Origin of the sequence: Cellulomonas sp. APG4 (assembly GCF_009996735.1) — a bacterium.
In the GTDB taxonomy this organism is placed as follows: Bacteria; Actinomycetota; Actinomycetes; order Actinomycetales; family Cellulomonadaceae; genus Actinotalea.
Genome location: NZ_JAACYI010000016.1, coordinates 39,897 through 56,121, shown reverse-complemented (window position 1 = coordinate 56,121; position 16,225 = coordinate 39,897). Strand labels below are relative to the sequence as shown.

Below are 16,225 nucleotides of genomic sequence, written 5' to 3'. Positions count from 1 at the left end.
GCGGGCCGGGGCATCGGGGACTCCCCTGGTCCGACCCCGGGCGGCAGGCGTGCACACCCTGAGGGCGGTCAGGGCCCGACCTCAGTGTCCTCGCTCGGCGGCGCCGACGACAGGACATGGGGCCCCGCGACGTCTGGAACAATCGCTCCCCATGAGCGACCAGCACCCCACCACGGCCAGCACCCCGACGACCACGCCGTCGTCGCGGGTACCGGACAAGGTGAGCCTCGACGGCCTCGAGGACCGCTGGGACGCCGCATGGGCCGAGCAGCGGACCTACGCGTTCGACCGCAGCCGCGGACGCGACGAGGTCTACTCGATCGACACGCCGCCGCCCACCGTCTCGGGCTCGCTGCACGTGGGCCACGTGTTCTCCTACACCCACACCGACGTCGTCGCGCGGTTCCGTCGCATGCGCGGTGCCGAGGTGTTCTACCCGATGGGCTGGGACGACAACGGCCTGCCGACCGAGCGGCGCGTGCAGAACTACTACGGGGTGCGCTGCGACCCCTCGCTCCCCTACGAGCCGGGCTTCACCCCGCCGCACGAGGGCGGCGACGGCAAGAGCATCAAGGCGGCCGACCAGCTGCCGATCAGCCGGCGCAACTTCGTCGAGCTCTGCGAGCGCCTCACGGTCGAGGACGAGCGGCAGTTCGAGGCCCTGTGGCGCCGGCTCGGCCTCTCGGTCGACTGGTCGCACGGCTACCAGACCATCGACGCCCGCGCCCGCGCCGTCGCCCAGCGGGCGTTCCTGCGCAACCTCGAGCGCGGCGAGGCCTACCAGGCCGAGGCGCCGGGCCTGTGGGACGTGACCTTCCAGACCGCCGTCGCGCAGGCCGAGCTCGAGGCGCGCGACTACCCCGGGCACTTCCACCGCGTCGCCTTCCACGGCACCGACGGGCCGGTCCACATCGAGACCACACGCCCCGAGCTCATCCCCGCGTGCGTCGCGCTGATCGCCCATCCGGACGACGAGCGCTACCAGCACCTGTTCGGGACCACGGTGCGCTCGCCGCTGTTCGACGTCGAGGTGCCCGTGCTCGCGCACACCGCGGCCGAGCCCGACAAGGGCGCCGGCATCGCGATGTGCTGCACGTTCGGCGACCTCACGGACGTGCAGTGGTGGCGTGAGCTGCAGCTGCCCACCCGCTCGGTGGTCCAGCGCGACGGCCGCCTGCTGCGCGAGACGCCGGAGTGGCTCACCACCGAGGCCGGCCGCACGCGGTACGCCGAGCTCGCGGGCAAGACGACGTTCTCGGCCCGCGCCGCCGTCGTCGACGCGCTGCGGGAGTCGGGCGACCTGGACGGCGAGCCCACGCCCACGCAGCGCAAGGCGAACTTCTTCGAGAAGGGCGACAAGCCGCTCGAGATCGTCACCTCGCGCCAGTGGTACATCCGCAACGGCGGCCGCGACTGGGACGGCCGTGACCTGCGCGCCGAGCTGCTCGCACGCGGCCAGGAGCTCGGCTTCCACCCCGACTTCATGCGCGTGCGCTACGAGAACTGGGTGAACGGGCTCAACGGGGACTGGCTCATCTCGCGTCAGCGCTTCTTCGGGGTGTCCATCCCGCTGTGGTACCCCGTCACGGTGGACGGCGAGGTGGACCACGACCACCCGATCGTGCCCGACGAGGCGATGCTGCCGGTCGACCCGAGCAGCGACGTGCCCGCGGGCTACACCGAGGACCAGCGCGGCGTGCCCGGCGGGTTCGTGGGTGAGGCGGACGTGATGGACACGTGGGCGACGTCGTCGCTCACGCCGCAGATCGCGGGTGGGTGGGGCTGGGACGACGACCTCTTCGCGCGCGTCTTCCCCATGGACCTGCGCCCGCAGGGCCAGGACATCATCCGCACGTGGCTGTTCTCGACCGTGGTGCGCTCGCACCTCGAGCACGACAGCCTGCCCTGGCGCCACGCGGCGATCAGCGGCTGGATCCTGGACCCCGACCGCAAGAAGATGTCGAAGTCCAAGGGCAACGTCGTGACGCCGATGGGCCTGCTCGAGGAGCACGGGTCGGACGCCGTCCGCTACTGGGCCGCGTCCGCGCGCCTCGGTACGGACGCAGCCTTCGAGGTGGGCCAGATGAAGATCGGCCGCCGTCTCGCGATCAAGGTGCTCAACGCGAGCAAGTTTGCGCTCGGCTTCGGCGCCGGCGACGCCACGACCCCGGACCCGGCCGCCGTGACCGTGGTGCTGGACCGCGCGATGCTCGCGGGCCTGGCGGACGTCGTCGACCGCGCGACCGAGGCGCTCGAGGCCTACGACCACACGCGGGCGCTCGAGCTGACGGAGACCTACTTCTGGACGTTCTGCGACGACTACCTCGAGCTCGTCAAGGACCGCGCCTACGGCTCCGCGGACGCGGCACCGTCCGCCGACACGGTCTCGGCCCGCACCGCGCTCGCCCTCGCCCTCGACACCCTCCTGCGCCTGCTCGCCCCCGTGCTGCCGTTCGCGACGGAAGAGGTGTGGTCGTGGTGGAAGGAGGGCTCGGTGCACCGCGCGCCGTGGCCCGAGGCCGCCCCGCTGCGGGCCGCCGCAGGCGACGCAGACCCGGCGCACCTCGCCGCCGCCGGTCGCGCGCTCGCGACGCTGCGCAAGGTGAAGTCCGAGGCCAAGGTGTCGATGCGGACCGAGATCACCTCGGCGACGCTCGCCGTCCCGACCGCGCTCCTGCCCCTCGTGGAGGCCACGGCGGCGGACGTGCGCTCGGCCGGACGCGCGTACGACCTCCGCCTCGAGGCCGACCCGTCGCTCGACGAGGGTGAGGAGCAGGCGCTCCAGGTGCGCGGGGCCGAGCTGGTGCCCGCGGAGCCCAAGCCGCGGCGCTGAGGCGCGGGCACGCCCTAGCGTGAGGGCATGACCCACCAGCTGCGCACCGTCCTGAACGTCCGCGACGACGACGAGCTCACCCGGACCCTGCACTGGTTCCGCGACGTGCTCGGCATGCGCGAGCAGGCGGCGTTCTCAGGTCCCGACGGGGCACGCGTGGTGATCCTGGACGCCGGACGCGCCACGCTCGAGCTCGCCAACCCGGCGCAGTCACGCTTCATCGCGCAGGTCGAGACCGACGGCGTCGCCTCGACCGCGGTGCGCCTGGCGGTCGAGGTCGACGACGCCACCGCGGCGACCGACGCGCTGGCCGCCGCCGGTGCGACCGTGCTGGCACGCCCCGTCCGGACGCCGTGGGAGTCGCTGAACTCCCGGGTGGTCGCGACCGCGGACGCGCACCTCACGCTGTTCACCGAGCTCGGTGGGCTCGAGCGTGCGGACCACGTGGGCGCAACCGTGGACGAGCTGGGCGGCGAGGCAGGTGTGCTCGCCCTCGCCGTCGAGCTCGCCGCGGCGAACGGCCGGACCGGGCAGGAGCCGTTCGCGGCCCTCGTGGTGCGCGACGGCGTCGTCATCGGCACCGGGGTGAACGCGCAGTCGGCCACCGTGGACCCGACCGCTCACGCGGAGGTGGCCGCGATCCGCGACGCGGCGCGGCGCACGGGGACGGCCGACCTGACGGGAGCCGTCGTCGTGTCGAGCTGCGAGCCGTGCCCCATGTGCCGGACGACGGCGTGGTCCGCCGGGATCGCCGAGGTCGTCTTCGCGGCACCCGCGTCCGCGGTCCCCGACGCGATCGCCGGTGACCGCACCGCGGGCGCGAGGCTGGCCGCTGCGATCGCGGACGCCATCCCGGGGCTGGTCCGGCCGGGCGCCGCCGACGACGCCGCCGCGGCGGCCGTCTTCGACCCCTGGCGATGACGGACCGCGGTGGGTCCCCCGGACGTCCGCGCACGGTTCCGACCCGCACTAGGGTCGAGGCACCGTCAGCCCCACCACCTGGAGCCCCGATGCGTGAGCACACCTCACCGAGCCTGATCACCCCGGACCCGTCGCTGACCGTCCCCGGCCTGCTCGCGGCCCGGCTGAAGCGCTCGCCCGAGGGCACGTTCATCGAGCGCAAGGCCGAGCTGGGCGGCACGTGGACGGCGATCTCGACGCGCAGCTTCGTCGATCAGGTGCGCGGGCTGGCCAAGGGCCTGGTCGCACGCGGCATCGAGCCGGGCGACCGCGTGTCGATCATGAGCCGGACCCGCTACGAGTGGACCCTCCTGGACTTCGCGGTGTGGTCCGCCGGCGCGGTGCCGGTGCCGGTCTACGAGACGTCGTCGACCGACCAGGTGCGCTGGATCCTGCGCGACGCGGGGGTGCGGCTCGCGGTCGTCGAGACGGGCGCCCACGCGACCGTCACGGGAGCCGCGCGACCGGACCTGCCCGAGCTCACGGGTCTGCTGGTGATCGACGAGGGCGGGCTCGACACGCTCCTCGCCGAGGGCTCCGACGTCCCGGACGAGGAGATCGAGCGGCGCAGCGCCCTCGCGTCGGCCGAGGACCTGGCGACGATCATCTACACCTCGGGCACCACGGGGAACCCGAAGGGCGTCGAGCTCACGCACGGGAACTTCGTGTCGCTGAGCCTCGAGGGCGTCGCGGGTCTCGCCGAGGTCGTCGCCCAGCCGCGGTCCCGCACCCTGCTGTTCATGCCGCTCGCCCACGTCTTCGCGCGCTACATCCAGGTGATGTGCGTCGCCTCGGGCGCCGTGATGGGCCACACGCCCGACACGAAGAACCTGCTGGCGGACCTGGGCACCTTCCGGCCGACGTTCATCCTGAGCGTCCCGCGGGTCTTCGAGAAGGTCTACAACTCGGCCGAGCAGAAGGCGTCGGCGAGCCGCGTGCGGCTCCGGCTCTTCCGGTGGGCCGCCCGCACCGCGATCGCGTACTCGCGCGCGCTCGACGCGGCCGACGGCGTGCCCGCGGCCCTGCGCGCGCAGCACGCCCTCGCGGACCGCCTGGTGCTGCACCGCCTGCGCGCCGCCCTCGGCGGAGCAGCCGAGTACGCGGTCTCGGGCGGTGCACCGCTCGGTGAGCGCCTCGGACACTTCTACCGGGGGCTGGGCCTGCGGGTGCTCGAGGGGTACGGGCTCACCGAGACCACCGCGCCCACGGCCGTGAACCTGCCGGAACGGACCAAGATCGGCACCGTGGGCCCGCCCTTCCCGGGCGCCTCGATTCGCATCGCGGACGACGGCGAGATCGAGGTCGCGGGAGCGCACGTGTTCCGCGGATACCACGCGAACCCCGAGGCCACGCGCGACGCCCTCGACGACGGCTGGTTCCGCACGGGCGACCTGGGCACGCTCGACGAGGACGGGTTCCTGACGATCACGGGACGCAAGAAGGAGATCATCGTCACCGCGGGCGGCAAGAACGTCGCACCCGCGGTTCTCGAGGACCGCCTGCGCGGCCACCCCCTCGTGAGCCAGGTCGTCGTCGTGGGCGACGGTCGGCCGTTCATCGCCGCCCTGGTGACCCTCGACGCCGAGATGCTGCCGGGCTGGCTCGCGAGCCACGGCCTACCGGAGATGGACGTGGCCGCGGCCGCGCGCAGCCATGCGGTCCTCGCCGCGATCGACCGGGCGGTCGAGCGCACCAACGAGGCGGTGTCACGGGCGGAGTCGATCCGCAAGGTCCACGTGCTCACCACCGACTTCACCGAGGCGAACGGCTACCTCACGCCCTCGCTCAAGGTGAAGCGCGCGATGGTGCTCTCGGACTTCGCCGAGCAGATCGACGCGATCTACCGCTGAGCCCGGGCACCGTGCGGGCGCCCGGGCTCAGCGCGAGGGGGCGCGCCGTGGCTCAGCGGTGCCGACGGTGGGTGTCGGCGGTGTAGCTCGGCGCCGTCTCGTGCGGGGTGGCGGGGTCGCTCCAGCGCAGCAGCGCGCCGATCCCGTCGACGAGGTCCACGCTGCCGTCGAGCACGAACGTCACGCCGGCGTCCTGCGCGATCGCCGCCCGCAGCAGCGCGACGTCGGCACGCAGCTCGCGTGCGTCCTCGGGTGCCCCACCGAGGGCGTCGAGCTCGCTGCGGCGCAACGCGATCTGGAGGGCGTCCGCGCCCGCCCACAGGGTGCGCTCGCCGAGACCCGTCGGCGCGCCCGCGGCGTCCTGGACCAGCACGAGCTCGGCGACCTGCCCCCGGCGCAGCACCTCGACCACGTCACCCAGATCGGTGACCGCCTGGTCCCCGCGTCCGAGCCCCTCGCGCAGCCGGTCGGCGACCGCCTCGCGGCGCCGGGCACGGAAAGTCTCGAGCACCTCGTGGACGTTCTGGGCGAAGACGTCCTCCTTGACCCCGTCGGCTCGCGAGCCACCCGGCACCTCGACGAGCAGCTCGGCGGTCGGACGGGTGACCGCGTCCCGGATCATGGCGACGGCCCGCACGTCGCCGGTGATCATCACGAGCTCGGGCCGGTGCTCGACCACTGCGCGGTCGAGCTCGGCGGCGACGGCCTCGGCGTTGCGCTCCCAGCTGTCCTCGACCCGTGACTGCATCCGCCGGTGGGACCACCCTCCCGAGCGCACCTTGTGCAGCACGTCGTGACCGCCGTCGACGGAGTCCATCGCCTCGTCCGCACGGTCGCTCGCGGTACCCGACCACGACAGGTCGGCACCCGAGCGGTCGACCTCGACGAGGAGGTAGCGCACGGCCTCGTCGGCGGCCTGTGCGGCGGGCATGAGGGCGGGCACCCCGTCGTGGAAGGCCTCGTCGCGCTGCGGCGGCCCCGCGAGCACACGGTCGAAGAGCACCTGGTCGCCCGCAGCGACGACGAACCTGCCGTGCGGCCCGGGCACGTGCGTGGGGCGCAGCACGACGTCTGCGAGCGTGTCGAGCGTGCGTGCGGGCGCGCCCTGCTGCTCGAGCGTGCGCCGCAGCCCGCCCCAGCGGCTGCGGATCTCGCGGTCACCGGCCTCGTCGGCGCGAGTGACGTCGAGGCTCACCGTGGTGAGCGGACCCTCGTGGTCGAGCAGCGGCTTGAGCGAGTCGAGCTTCATGAAGCACCTCTCGGTCGGGCGTCCCCGGCATCGCTCGAGCGACGCCGATGTCATGCCCTCCACCCTGGCCCCGGTCGCGACGACGCGCCACCCCGGACGGGGATCATGCGACGCTGCGTCCACGCACGTCGCGCAGGCTCCCGGAGCGGGCCCTGCGACGGCTCAGGCGGACTTCTCGCGCGGTGTCCGCTTGGGCTGCTCGCGCGGCACGATCGTGGGGTTGACGTTCTCGAGGACGGTCTCGGCCGTGACGACCACACGCGCGACGTCGTCGCGGCTGGGGACGTCGAACATGACCTGTCGCAGCACCTCTTCGAGGATGGCGCGCAGCCCTCGGGCGCCCGTCCCCCGCAGCAGGGCCTGGTCCGCGATCGCCTCGAGCGCGTCCGTCGCGAACTCGAGCTCGACCCCGTCGATCTCGAACATCCGCTGGTACTGCTTGACGAGAGCGTTGCGCGGCTCGGTGAGGATCCGCACCAGAGCCGCCTGGTCGAGCTTCGAGACGCTCGCGACGACGGGCAGGCGCCCGATGAACTCGGGGATGAGGCCGTACTTCACCAGGTCCTCCGGGCGGACCTCCGAGAACAGGTCCTCGTCCTCGCCCGACGCCATGGGGGCACCGAACCCGATGCCGCGTCGACGCGCCCGGGTGGCGATGATCTCGTCCAGACCCGCGAACGCTCCCGCGACGATGAAGAGCACGTTCGTCGTGTCGATCTGGATGAACTCCTGGTGCGGGTGCTTGCGCCCGCCCTGGGGCGGCACCGACGCCGTGGTGCCCTCGATGATCTTCAGCAGGGCCTGCTGCACGCCCTCACCGGAGACGTCGCGCGTGATCGACGGGTTCTCGCTCTTGCGTGCGATCTTGTCGACCTCGTCGATGTAGATGATCCCGGTCTCGGCCTTCTTCACGTCGAAGTCGGCGGCCTGGATGAGCTTGAGGAGGATGTTCTCGACGTCCTCACCCACGTAGCCCGCCTCGGTGAGCGCCGTCGCGTCGGCGATCGCGAAGGGCACGTTGAGCATCTTCGCGAGGGTCTGGGCGAGGTAGGTCTTGCCCGTGCCGGTGGGGCCGATGAGGAGGATGTTCGACTTGGCGATCTCGACGTCGTCGTCGGAGCGACCCGTCTCACCGGCCTGGATGCGCTTGTAGTGGTTGTAGACCGCCACCGCGAGCGAACGCTTGGCCTGCTCCTGGCCCACGATGTACTGCTCGAGGAAGTCGAAGATCTCGCGGGGCTTCGACAGCTCGACCAGGCCCGTCTCCGTGGCCTCGGCGAGCTCCTCCTCGATGATCTCGTTGCAGAGGTCGATGCACTCGTCGCAGATGTAGACGCCCGGTCCGGCGATCAGCTTCTTGACCTGCTTCTGGCTCTTCCCGCAGAAGGAGCACTTGAGCAGGTCCGCGCCGTCCCCGATGCGTGCCACCGATCACTCCTCCTCCGGAGAGCCCGGCGGGCCCCTCGTCACGAACCATTGCACACCACGTGTGGCGCGATGTCAGCCGCAGCGCCCCCGGACGGCGTGTCCTTCACCCGCAGGACCACCCGGTGCGGCCGGCTCGACCGGCCGGCACCGGGTGTCCCGAGCCTGTCAGGAGGGTACGACAGCGGCCTTGCGGCTCTCCAGGACCTGGTCGACGAGTCCGTACGCCTTGGCCTGCTCGGCCGAGAGGATCTTGTCGCGCTCGATGTCCTGGCGCACCTGGTCCACCGGCCGGCCGGTGTGCCGCGCGATGGTCTCCTCGAGCCACTCGCGCATGCGGATCAGCTCGTTGGCGTGGATCTCGATGTCGGACGCCTGCGCGTAGCCGCCGCCCTCCATCGCGGGCTGGTGGATGAGGACGCGTGCGTTCGGCAGCGCGAGGCGCTTGCCCGGCGTCCCGGCCGCGAGGAGCACGGCCGCGGCCGACGCGGCCTGGCCGAGGCAGACCGTCTGGATCTGCGGCTTGATGTACTGCATGGTGTCGTAGATCGCCGTCATGGCCGTGAACGAGCCACCGGGCGAGTTGACGTACAGGATGATGTCGCGGTCCGGGTCCTGGCTCTCGAGGACGAGCAGCTGGGCCATGATGTCGTCCGCCGAGGCGTCGTCGACCTGGACCCCGAGGAAGATGATCCGGTCCTCGAACAGCTTCGTGTACGGGTCCTGACGCTTGAAGCCGTAGGCGGTGCGCTCCTCGAACTGAGGCAGGACGTACCGCGCCGACGGCGAGGCCGGGGCGATGCCGCGGCTGCCCGCGGTCGCGAACCCGCCGGACAGGGCGGACGCGCGGGAGATGAACTGCGACTCGGTGCTCACGTGGTGCTCCTGGTGGTGTGGGTGACGGCGAGGGGGTCGGGCACGTGCGGCGTCGGGCTCATGCGCCCGTGGTGCCGCCGCCCCCGCTGACCGAGCCCGAGTGGGTCACGACGTGGTCGATGAACCCGTACTCGAGCGCCTCGGCGGCGGTGAACCACCGGTCGCGGTCGGAGTCGGTGTTGATCTGCTCGACGGACTTGCCGGTCTGCTCGGCGATGAGCTCCGCGAGCACCTTCTTCATGTGGAGGATGAGCTCGGCGTTGATGCGCACGTCGGTGGCCGTGCCGCCGATCCCGCCCGAGGGCTGGTGCATCATGACCCGCGCGTGCGGGGTCGCGTAGCGCTTGCCCTTGGCACCCGACGACAGCAGGAACTGCCCCATCGACGCGGCCATGCCCATCGCGACGGTGGCGACGTCGGGCTGGATGTACTGCATGGTGTCGTAGATCGCCATGCCGGCCGTGATCGAGCCGCCGGGCGAGTTGATGTAGAGGTAGATGTCCTTGTCCGGGTCCTCCGCGGCGAGGAGCATCATCTGCGCGCAGATCGCGTTGGCGTTCTCGTCGCGGACCTCGGACCCCAGCCAGATGATCCGCTCGCGCAGCAGCCGGTTGAAGATGTGGTCGTTGAGGCCGAAGCTCGGGCCCTCACCGCGTGCGTCACGCGGGACCGCGCCCGAGGCGACCGTGGATGCCTGGCTGGTGTCGTTCACGACTCTCCTTCGTCCGGTCCTGCTCACGTCCGTTGCGACCCTAACGCCCGGGCACCACGCGTCTCGTCCCGGCGCGGGCCGTTTTCGCTGACGGCGCACGCGCACGCCCGCGAACGCCACGAGGCCCCGCACCGGCGGGGGTGCGGGGCCTCGTGGACGGACGCGCGGAACGCGCTCCGCTCAGTCCTGCGAGGTGCTCTCGGCGGTGTCGTCCGCGGCGTCGTCGGCCTCGGCCGTGTCGTCCTCGTCGCTGCCGATGTACTCGGTGAGGTCGACGGCCGCGCCGCCGCCGTCCACCACGCTGACGCGGCGCAGGGCCACGGCGACCGCCTTGGAGCGGCCGACCTCGGCGATCATCGCCGGGATCTGCCCCTGCTCGTCCACGGTCTTGATGAACGTGTTCGGGTCCATGCCGTACTGACGCGAGGCGTTCACGAGGTAGTCGAGGAGCTCGTTCTGCCCGACCTTGACCTCGAGCCGCTCGGCGAGCGTGTCGAGCAGGATCTGGTCGGCGAGCGCGGTACGGGCCTCCTCGGTGACCTCGGCGCGGTGGGTGTCGTCCTCGAGGCGACCCTCGGACTCGAGGTGGCGGTGCACCTCGGCCTCGACCACACCGTTCGGGATCGGGATCTCGAGGCCGTCCTTGAGCTTCTCGAGCAGCAGGTCGCGCGCCTGGACCGCCTGCTGCGAGCCCTTCGCGCGCGCGGCCTGGCCGCGCAGGTCGTCGCGGAGCTCGGCGATCGTGTCGAACTCGCTCGCCATCTGCGCGAACTCGTCGTCGGCGGCCGGCAGCTCGCGCTCCTTGACCGTCGTCGCGGTCACGGTCACCGTCGCGTTCTCACCCGCGCGCTCGCCGCCGGCGAGCGCGGTCTCGAACGTCGTGGTCTCGCCCGCCGAGAGCCCGGTCAGGGCCTCGTCGAGCCCCTCGAGCATGTTGCCCGAGCCGATCTGGTAGGAGATGCCACTGACCGAGTCGATCTCCTCGTCGTCGATCGTCGCGCGCAGGTCCAGGACGACGAAGTCACCCTCGGCCGCCGGGCGGTCCACGCCGACGAGGGTGCCGAAGCGCTCCCGCAGCCCGTCGAGGCGCTCGTCCACGTCGGCGTCCGTGACCTCGACGTCGTCGACCGTGAGCGTCAGGCTCTCGAGCTCGGGCAGCTCGAGCACCGGCCGCACCTCGACCTGCGCCGTGAAGGTGAGGCCACCCTCGGCCTCGGTGAGCGCCGGGATCGCGGTGACCTCGATCTCGGGCTGGCCGAGCGGGCGCAGGTCGGCCTCGTTGACGGCCTGGCGGTAGAAGCCGGCCATCCCGTCGTTGACGGCGTGCTCGATCACCGCGGGACGACCCACGCGCTGGTCGAGGATCCGGGCCGGGACCTTGCCCTTGCGGAAGCCGGGGATCTGGACCTGCGAGCCGATGTGCTCGTACGCGTGGTCGATGCTCGGCTTCAGCTCGTCGTGGGACACCTCGACGGTCAGCTTGACCGTGGTGGCATCGATGGTCTCGACGGCGCTCTTCACAGCAGTGGTCTCCAACGGTTCGCAGGCGGTCCCCCGGGCGGGGCCGGGGGCAGGGGGCCGGGCCCGGTGGACCCTGGCCGACGCACCGCGCTGTCGAGGACGCCGACGACGTCGGCGGGGACACGGGGCGGGCGCGACCGATCGATCCTACGGGACCGGGGCCACGCACGACGAACGGCGCCGGGAGGCAGGGTCGGGATGACAGGATTTGAACCTGCGACCTTCCGCTCCCAAAGCGGACGCGCTACCAACCTGCGCCACATCCCGTGCGGGCCGAGCCTACTGGTTGGTCGACCGACACTCACGCAGCCGCGGGGCGCTGCCGGGCCCTCGCCGAGAACCGGCTACCCTGGGGGCGCCTTCCCTTGATGGGGAGCGCGCGGGCGTAGCTCAATGGTAGAGCCCCAGTCTTCCAAACTGGCTACGCGGGTTCGATTCCCGTCGCCCGCTCGCACGTTGCCGCCCGTGGGGCCAGCCGATAGCGTCGGCCCCACCGCACGGGACCGAGGAGGACGCGATGCACCGCACGGCCGCAGCGCCTGCCGTGCCGTCCGCGCACCGCCTCCTCCCCCTGTCCCGCCGCACCGCCTGCTGCTGTCGCTAGAGCGCTGGCACCCGCGCGACGCCCCGGCGCCGCGCGGTCGTCCCGACGGACTCCGCCAGCGCTCGCTCCGGGCCGGACGCCCCGCGCGTCGTGGACCTGCGCCCGTGCGACGACCACGGGCGCGTCCCGTACCGCCGCGGCCGGCCACCGGAACAACCTCCGGACCCGTGCAGTTGTCCCCGTAGCGCCCCGCGCTCCCGCCCCGCCGCTCCGGCGGCCCCCCGAAGACGAGGAACCATGGCCCGCATCGCACAGGACGTCACCCAGCTCATCGGCAACACCCCCCTGGTCCGCCTCAACCGGCTCACCGAGGGCGCCGGCGCCACCGTCGCCGCCAAGCTCGAGTTCTACAACCCGGCCAGCTCGGTCAAGGACCGCATCGGCGTCGCGATCGTCGACGCCGCCGAGGCGTCGGGCGAGCTGCCCGCGGGCGGCACGATCGTCGAGGCGACGAGCGGCAACACCGGCATCGCCCTGGCGATGGTGGGCGCCGCGCGCGGCTACGAGGTCGTGCTGACGATGCCCGAGACGATGTCCAAGGAGCGGCGCGCCCTGCTGCGCGCGTTCGGCGCCGAGCTGGTCCTCACCCCCGGGTCCGAGGGGATGAAGGGTGCCGTGAGCCGTGCCGAGCAGATCGCGGCCGAGCGGCCCGGGGCGGTGCTCGCGCGACAGTTCGCCAACGAGGCCAACCCGGCGATCCACCGCGCCACGACGGCCGAGGAGATCTGGGCCGACACCGACGGCGAGGTGGACATCGTGGTCGCCGGCATCGGCACCGGCGGCACCATCACCGGGGTCGGTCAGGTGCTCAAGGAGCGCAAGCCCGGCCTGCAGGTGATCGCCGTCGAGCCCGCCGAGTCGCCGATCCTCAACGGCGGCCAGCCCGGCCCGCACAAGATCCAGGGCATCGGGGCGAACTTCGTCCCGGAGATCCTGGACACCACGGTCTACGACGAGGTGATCGACGTCGACGCCGGCACGGCCGTGCGGGTCGCCCGCGACGCCGCCGCGCGCGAGGGCCTCCTCGTGGGCATCTCGTCGGGCGCCGCGATCCACGCGGCCACCGAGGTCGCCCGGCGCCCCGAGAACGCGGGCAAGCTGATCGTCGTGATCATCCCCTCGTTCGGTGAGCGCTACCTCACCTCGATCCTCTACGCCGACCTGCTGGACTGACGCGTGGACCGTGTGCGTCGCTTCCTCGCCGTCCTGCGCGAGGACCTCGAGGCTGCGCGCCGCCGTGACCCGGCGGCGCGCAGCTCGCTCGAGGTCGCGCTGGGCTACCCGGGCGTCCACGCGGTGTGGGGCTACCGGGTCGCGCACCGCATGTGGCGCGAGCCCGGCCTCCGCCTGCCGGCGCGGCTGCTGTCGCAGGCCGTGCGTGCGGCCACGGGTATCGAGATCCACCCCGGCGCCCAGCTCGGCCGGCGCCTCTTCATCGACCACGGCATGGGTGTGGTGATCGGCGAGACCTCGCTCGTCGGCGACGACGTCGTGCTCTTCCACGGCGCGACCCTGGGCGGGACGTCGATGCGGCACGGCAAGCGTCATCCGACGCTCGGCGACGGTGTCGTGGTGGGGGCCGGGGCGAAGATCCTCGGCCCCGTGTGGGTGGGCGACGGAGCGCGGGTGGGCGCGAACGCCGTCGTCGTCAAGGACGTCCCCGCCCTCGCGACCGCCGTCGGCGTGCCCGCCGTCGTGCGCGAGCGGTCGCGGACCACCCCGGCCCCGGACCCGGACGTGGACCCCGCGATCTACATCTGAGCGCCCGCGACGGCACGCCGTGGCGCACGCCCGCCGCACGTCCGACCGGGGCCTGGGCGCCGCGAGGTCAGTGCGCGGCCGCGGCTCGTCCTCCGCGTCGCGGGACCAGGTGCATGACGGTCACCACCACCGCGCCCACGAGGAGGCCGACGGCGGCCGACGCGAGGGTGTTGGTGAGCCACGCGAGGAAGCCTCCGAGGGCGCCGGCGGCCTCGTGGACCCACTCCTCAGCGTGGTGCACCAGCTCGTAGGGCGCGTGCCAGCCGAGCTCGTCGACCCCGACGAGCAGGATGTGACCGCCGACCCAGAGCATCGCGACGATCCCCACGGTCGAGAGCACCGCGAGGACGCGCGGCATCGCCCGCACGAGGAAGCGACCGAACGCCGCGACGGCTCCGTCGCGCGTCTCGGCGAGCCGCAGACCGATGTCGTCCATCTTCACGATCAGGGCGACGACGCCGTACACGAGCGCGGTGATCCCGAGCGCCACCACCACCAGGATGATCGCGCGCGACACGAACGGCTCGTCGGCCACCTCGTTGAGCGCGATCACCATGATCTCGGCGGACAGGATGAAGTCCGTCCGGATGGCCCCGCTGGCCATCTGCTTCTCCTGGTCCTCGCCCTGCACGACGGCGGGTGCGGGCTTCTCCTTCGCGTGCCCGCTGGCGAGCTCCCAGATCTTCTCGGCGCCCTCGAAGGCGAGGTACGTGCCGCCGACCATGAGGATCGGCGTCAGCAACCACGGCAGGAACTGGCTCAGCAGCAGGGCCGCCGGCAGGATGAACAGCAGCTTGTTGCGCAGCGAGCCCACCGCGATGCGCTTGATGAGCGGGAGCTCGCGGTCGGCGGCGAACCCGTGGACGTAGCGCGGGGTCACGGCGGTGTCGTCGATCACGACGCCCGCAGCCTTCGCGCTCGCACGCCCCGCGGCGGCGCCGATGTCGTCGACCGACGCGGCGGCGAGCTTCGCGAGGGCCGCGATGTCGTCCAGCAGAGCAGCGAGACCCCCGGGCATCAGCGGCTGCCCCGGCTCGCGGGGACGGGCTCGGGTCCGTGGGCGCTCTCGGTCACGGCGGAAGCGTAGCCCCGGCCCCCTCCCCCGTCTCGCGATGTGACCCGTCGAGCCGAGAGCCTTGTGCGACGACGCCACCGGACGCTACCTTCGCCGAGTCGGTCCCAAGGGCCGGACTGCAGTCTCGGATGTCAAGACGACCCGAGACCTGACGTGGAGGGGAGGTAGCGCCGATGCTCTGTCACCGTGACATGACGATGGCGCTGCCGATGATGGCCTCCATGTGTGGCTGCATGCCACGCGCCGGCGCCTGACGCCGCCCCACGGGCGGGCGTCCGCGGTCCGATGACGGACCCAGGTGTCGGCGGAACCCCAGCCCGCTCGTCGCCCACGCGTCGCTGCCCCTCGAGGCCCTGCGAGCCCCGCGCGAGCCCGGCCCCCGTGCACGTCCGCGGGAGTGCCGACCCACCGGAACGCCGACCGACCGGACCGGCGCGCCCCCGCGCCCGCAGCCCCGAGGACCCCCATGGCCATCACCACCCCCACGACCGTCAGGCACCACCCCGCCCACCCCGTCTCGGTGCAGGGCGTGGGGCGCACCTTCCCCGCCCGCGACGGTCGCCACACCGCGACCCCCGTGCTCGCCGACGTCGACCTCGAGATCGCCACCGGGGAGATCGTCGCGCTCCTCGGCGCGTCGGGCTGCGGCAAGTCGACCCTCCTGCGGCAGGTGAGCGGTCTCGACGTCCCGACGGAGGGCCGCATCCTCATCGACGGCAGCGCGGTGGACGGCGTCGACGCCCGGTGCGCCGTGGCCTTCCAGGAGCCCCGGCTGCTCCCGTGGCGCACGCTCGCCCAGAACGTCGCCGTCGGGCTCCCGCGGGGCACCGACCGGACGACCGGTGAGCGGCGCGTGCGCGAGCTGCTCGAGCTGGTCGGCCTCGGCGAGTGCACCCACCTGCGGCCGCGTCAGGTCTCGGGCGGCATGGCCCAGCGCACCTCGCTCGCCCGCGCCCTCGCCCGCAACCCGGGTGTGCTGGTGCTCGACGAGCCGTTCGGCGCGCTCGACGCGCTGACCCGCCTGCGCATGCAGGACCTCCTGCTCGAGGTCCACGCGGCCGAACCGGCCACGGTCCTCCTCGTCACGCACGACGTCGACGAGGCCCTCTACCTCGCCGACCGCGTCGTCCTGCTCGGACGTCCGCAGGGCAGCCCGAAGGGCACGCCCAGCACCGTGCGGTCCGTCGTGACCGTGCCGGGCGCACGGCCCCGCGACCGCGGCGACGCCGACCTCGCCCACCTCCGTGCCGAGCTGCTCGACGGGCTCGGTGTCCCCACCCACCACTCGACCGCTCTCACGGACTGAGTCCCCTCGTCCACCGACCACCCACCGACCGCTGCCACCCGGCACCCGGCCAC

The 16,225-nt window shown here is 72.8% G+C and carries 12 protein-coding genes and 2 tRNA genes; 7 read left to right on the top strand and 7 right to left on the bottom strand.

What is annotated here, in order from left to right; translation table 11 throughout:
• Window positions 1-151: 151 nt before the first annotated feature.
• From valS to GXB85_RS12405, 3 genes are all read left to right on the top strand, one after another.
• Window positions 152-2,833, top strand: a complete 2,682-nt coding sequence (gene valS / locus GXB85_RS12420; RefSeq protein WP_161917972.1) for a valine--tRNA ligase — start codon at window positions 152-154, stop codon at window positions 2,831-2,833.
• Window positions 2,834-2,860: 27 nt separating this feature from the next.
• Window positions 2,861-3,754 carry a nucleoside deaminase gene (locus GXB85_RS18300; RefSeq protein WP_237728232.1) on the top strand — a complete coding sequence of 298 codons (894 nt, stop codon included), beginning with the start codon at window positions 2,861-2,863 and terminating at the stop codon, window positions 3,752-3,754.
• 89 nt (window positions 3,755-3,843) lie between these two features.
• The gene (locus GXB85_RS12405; protein WP_161917971.1) at window positions 3,844-5,643 is read left to right on the top strand and encodes a long-chain fatty acid--CoA ligase; all 1,800 of its coding nucleotides are present in this window, start codon (window positions 3,844-3,846) and stop codon (window positions 5,641-5,643) included.
• A 52-nt stretch (window positions 5,644-5,695) separates the two neighbouring features.
• On the opposite strand, the gene GXB85_RS12400 is transcribed toward GXB85_RS12405, so the two are convergent.
• The 6 genes from GXB85_RS12400 to GXB85_RS12375 form a co-directional block, all read right to left on the bottom strand.
• A complete protein-coding gene (locus tag GXB85_RS12400; protein ID WP_161917970.1) occupies window positions 5,696-6,892 on the bottom strand; it encodes a Vms1/Ankzf1 family peptidyl-tRNA hydrolase in 1,197 nt (398 codons plus the stop codon).
• A gap of 162 nt (window positions 6,893-7,054) precedes the next feature.
• The gene (gene clpX, locus GXB85_RS12395; protein ID WP_161917969.1) at window positions 7,055-8,320 is read right to left on the bottom strand and encodes an ATP-dependent Clp protease ATP-binding subunit ClpX; all 1,266 of its coding nucleotides are present in this window, start codon (window positions 8,318-8,320) and stop codon (window positions 7,055-7,057) included.
• Window positions 8,321-8,485: 165 nt separating this feature from the next.
• Window positions 8,486-9,193 carry an ATP-dependent Clp protease proteolytic subunit gene (locus GXB85_RS12390; RefSeq protein ID WP_161917968.1) on the bottom strand — a complete coding sequence of 236 codons (708 nt, stop codon included), beginning with the start codon at window positions 9,191-9,193 and terminating at the stop codon, window positions 8,486-8,488.
• 58 nt (window positions 9,194-9,251) lie between these two features.
• The gene (locus GXB85_RS12385) at window positions 9,252-9,905 is read right to left on the bottom strand and encodes an ATP-dependent Clp protease proteolytic subunit (protein ID WP_161917967.1); all 654 of its coding nucleotides are present in this window, start codon (window positions 9,903-9,905) and stop codon (window positions 9,252-9,254) included.
• A 180-nt stretch (window positions 9,906-10,085) separates the two neighbouring features.
• The gene (tig, locus tag GXB85_RS12380; RefSeq protein ID WP_161917966.1) at window positions 10,086-11,426 is read right to left on the bottom strand and encodes a trigger factor; all 1,341 of its coding nucleotides are present in this window, start codon (window positions 11,424-11,426) and stop codon (window positions 10,086-10,088) included.
• 193 nt (window positions 11,427-11,619) lie between these two features.
• Window positions 11,620-11,693: transfer RNA gene (locus tag GXB85_RS12375), tRNA-Pro, on the bottom strand.
• A gap of 112 nt (window positions 11,694-11,805) precedes the next feature.
• Between GXB85_RS12375 and GXB85_RS12370 the strand changes: the two genes are divergently transcribed.
• The 3 genes from GXB85_RS12370 to epsC all read left to right on the top strand — a co-directional run bounded on the left by GXB85_RS12370 (window position 11,806) and on the right by epsC (window position 13,791).
• Window positions 11,806-11,876: transfer RNA gene (locus GXB85_RS12370), tRNA-Gly, on the top strand.
• 391 nt (window positions 11,877-12,267) lie between these two features.
• A complete protein-coding gene (gene cysK / locus GXB85_RS12365) occupies window positions 12,268-13,203 on the top strand; it encodes a cysteine synthase A (RefSeq protein ID WP_161917965.1) in 936 nt (311 codons plus the stop codon).
• Window positions 13,204-13,206: 3 nt separating this feature from the next.
• Window positions 13,207-13,791, top strand: a complete 585-nt coding sequence (gene epsC, locus GXB85_RS12360) for a serine O-acetyltransferase EpsC (protein WP_161917964.1) — start codon at window positions 13,207-13,209, stop codon at window positions 13,789-13,791.
• A gap of 67 nt (window positions 13,792-13,858) precedes the next feature.
• Here the strand turns inward: epsC and GXB85_RS12355 are convergent, their stop codons facing one another.
• Window positions 13,859-14,809 carry a DUF808 domain-containing protein gene (locus tag GXB85_RS12355; RefSeq protein WP_161917963.1) on the bottom strand — a complete coding sequence of 317 codons (951 nt, stop codon included), beginning with the start codon at window positions 14,807-14,809 and terminating at the stop codon, window positions 13,859-13,861.
• A gap of 523 nt (window positions 14,810-15,332) precedes the next feature.
• Between GXB85_RS12355 and GXB85_RS12350 the strand changes: the two genes are divergently transcribed.
• Window positions 15,333-16,172, top strand: a complete 840-nt coding sequence (locus tag GXB85_RS12350) for an ABC transporter ATP-binding protein (RefSeq protein WP_161917962.1) — start codon at window positions 15,333-15,335, stop codon at window positions 16,170-16,172.
• Window positions 16,173-16,225 lie beyond the last annotated feature (53 nt).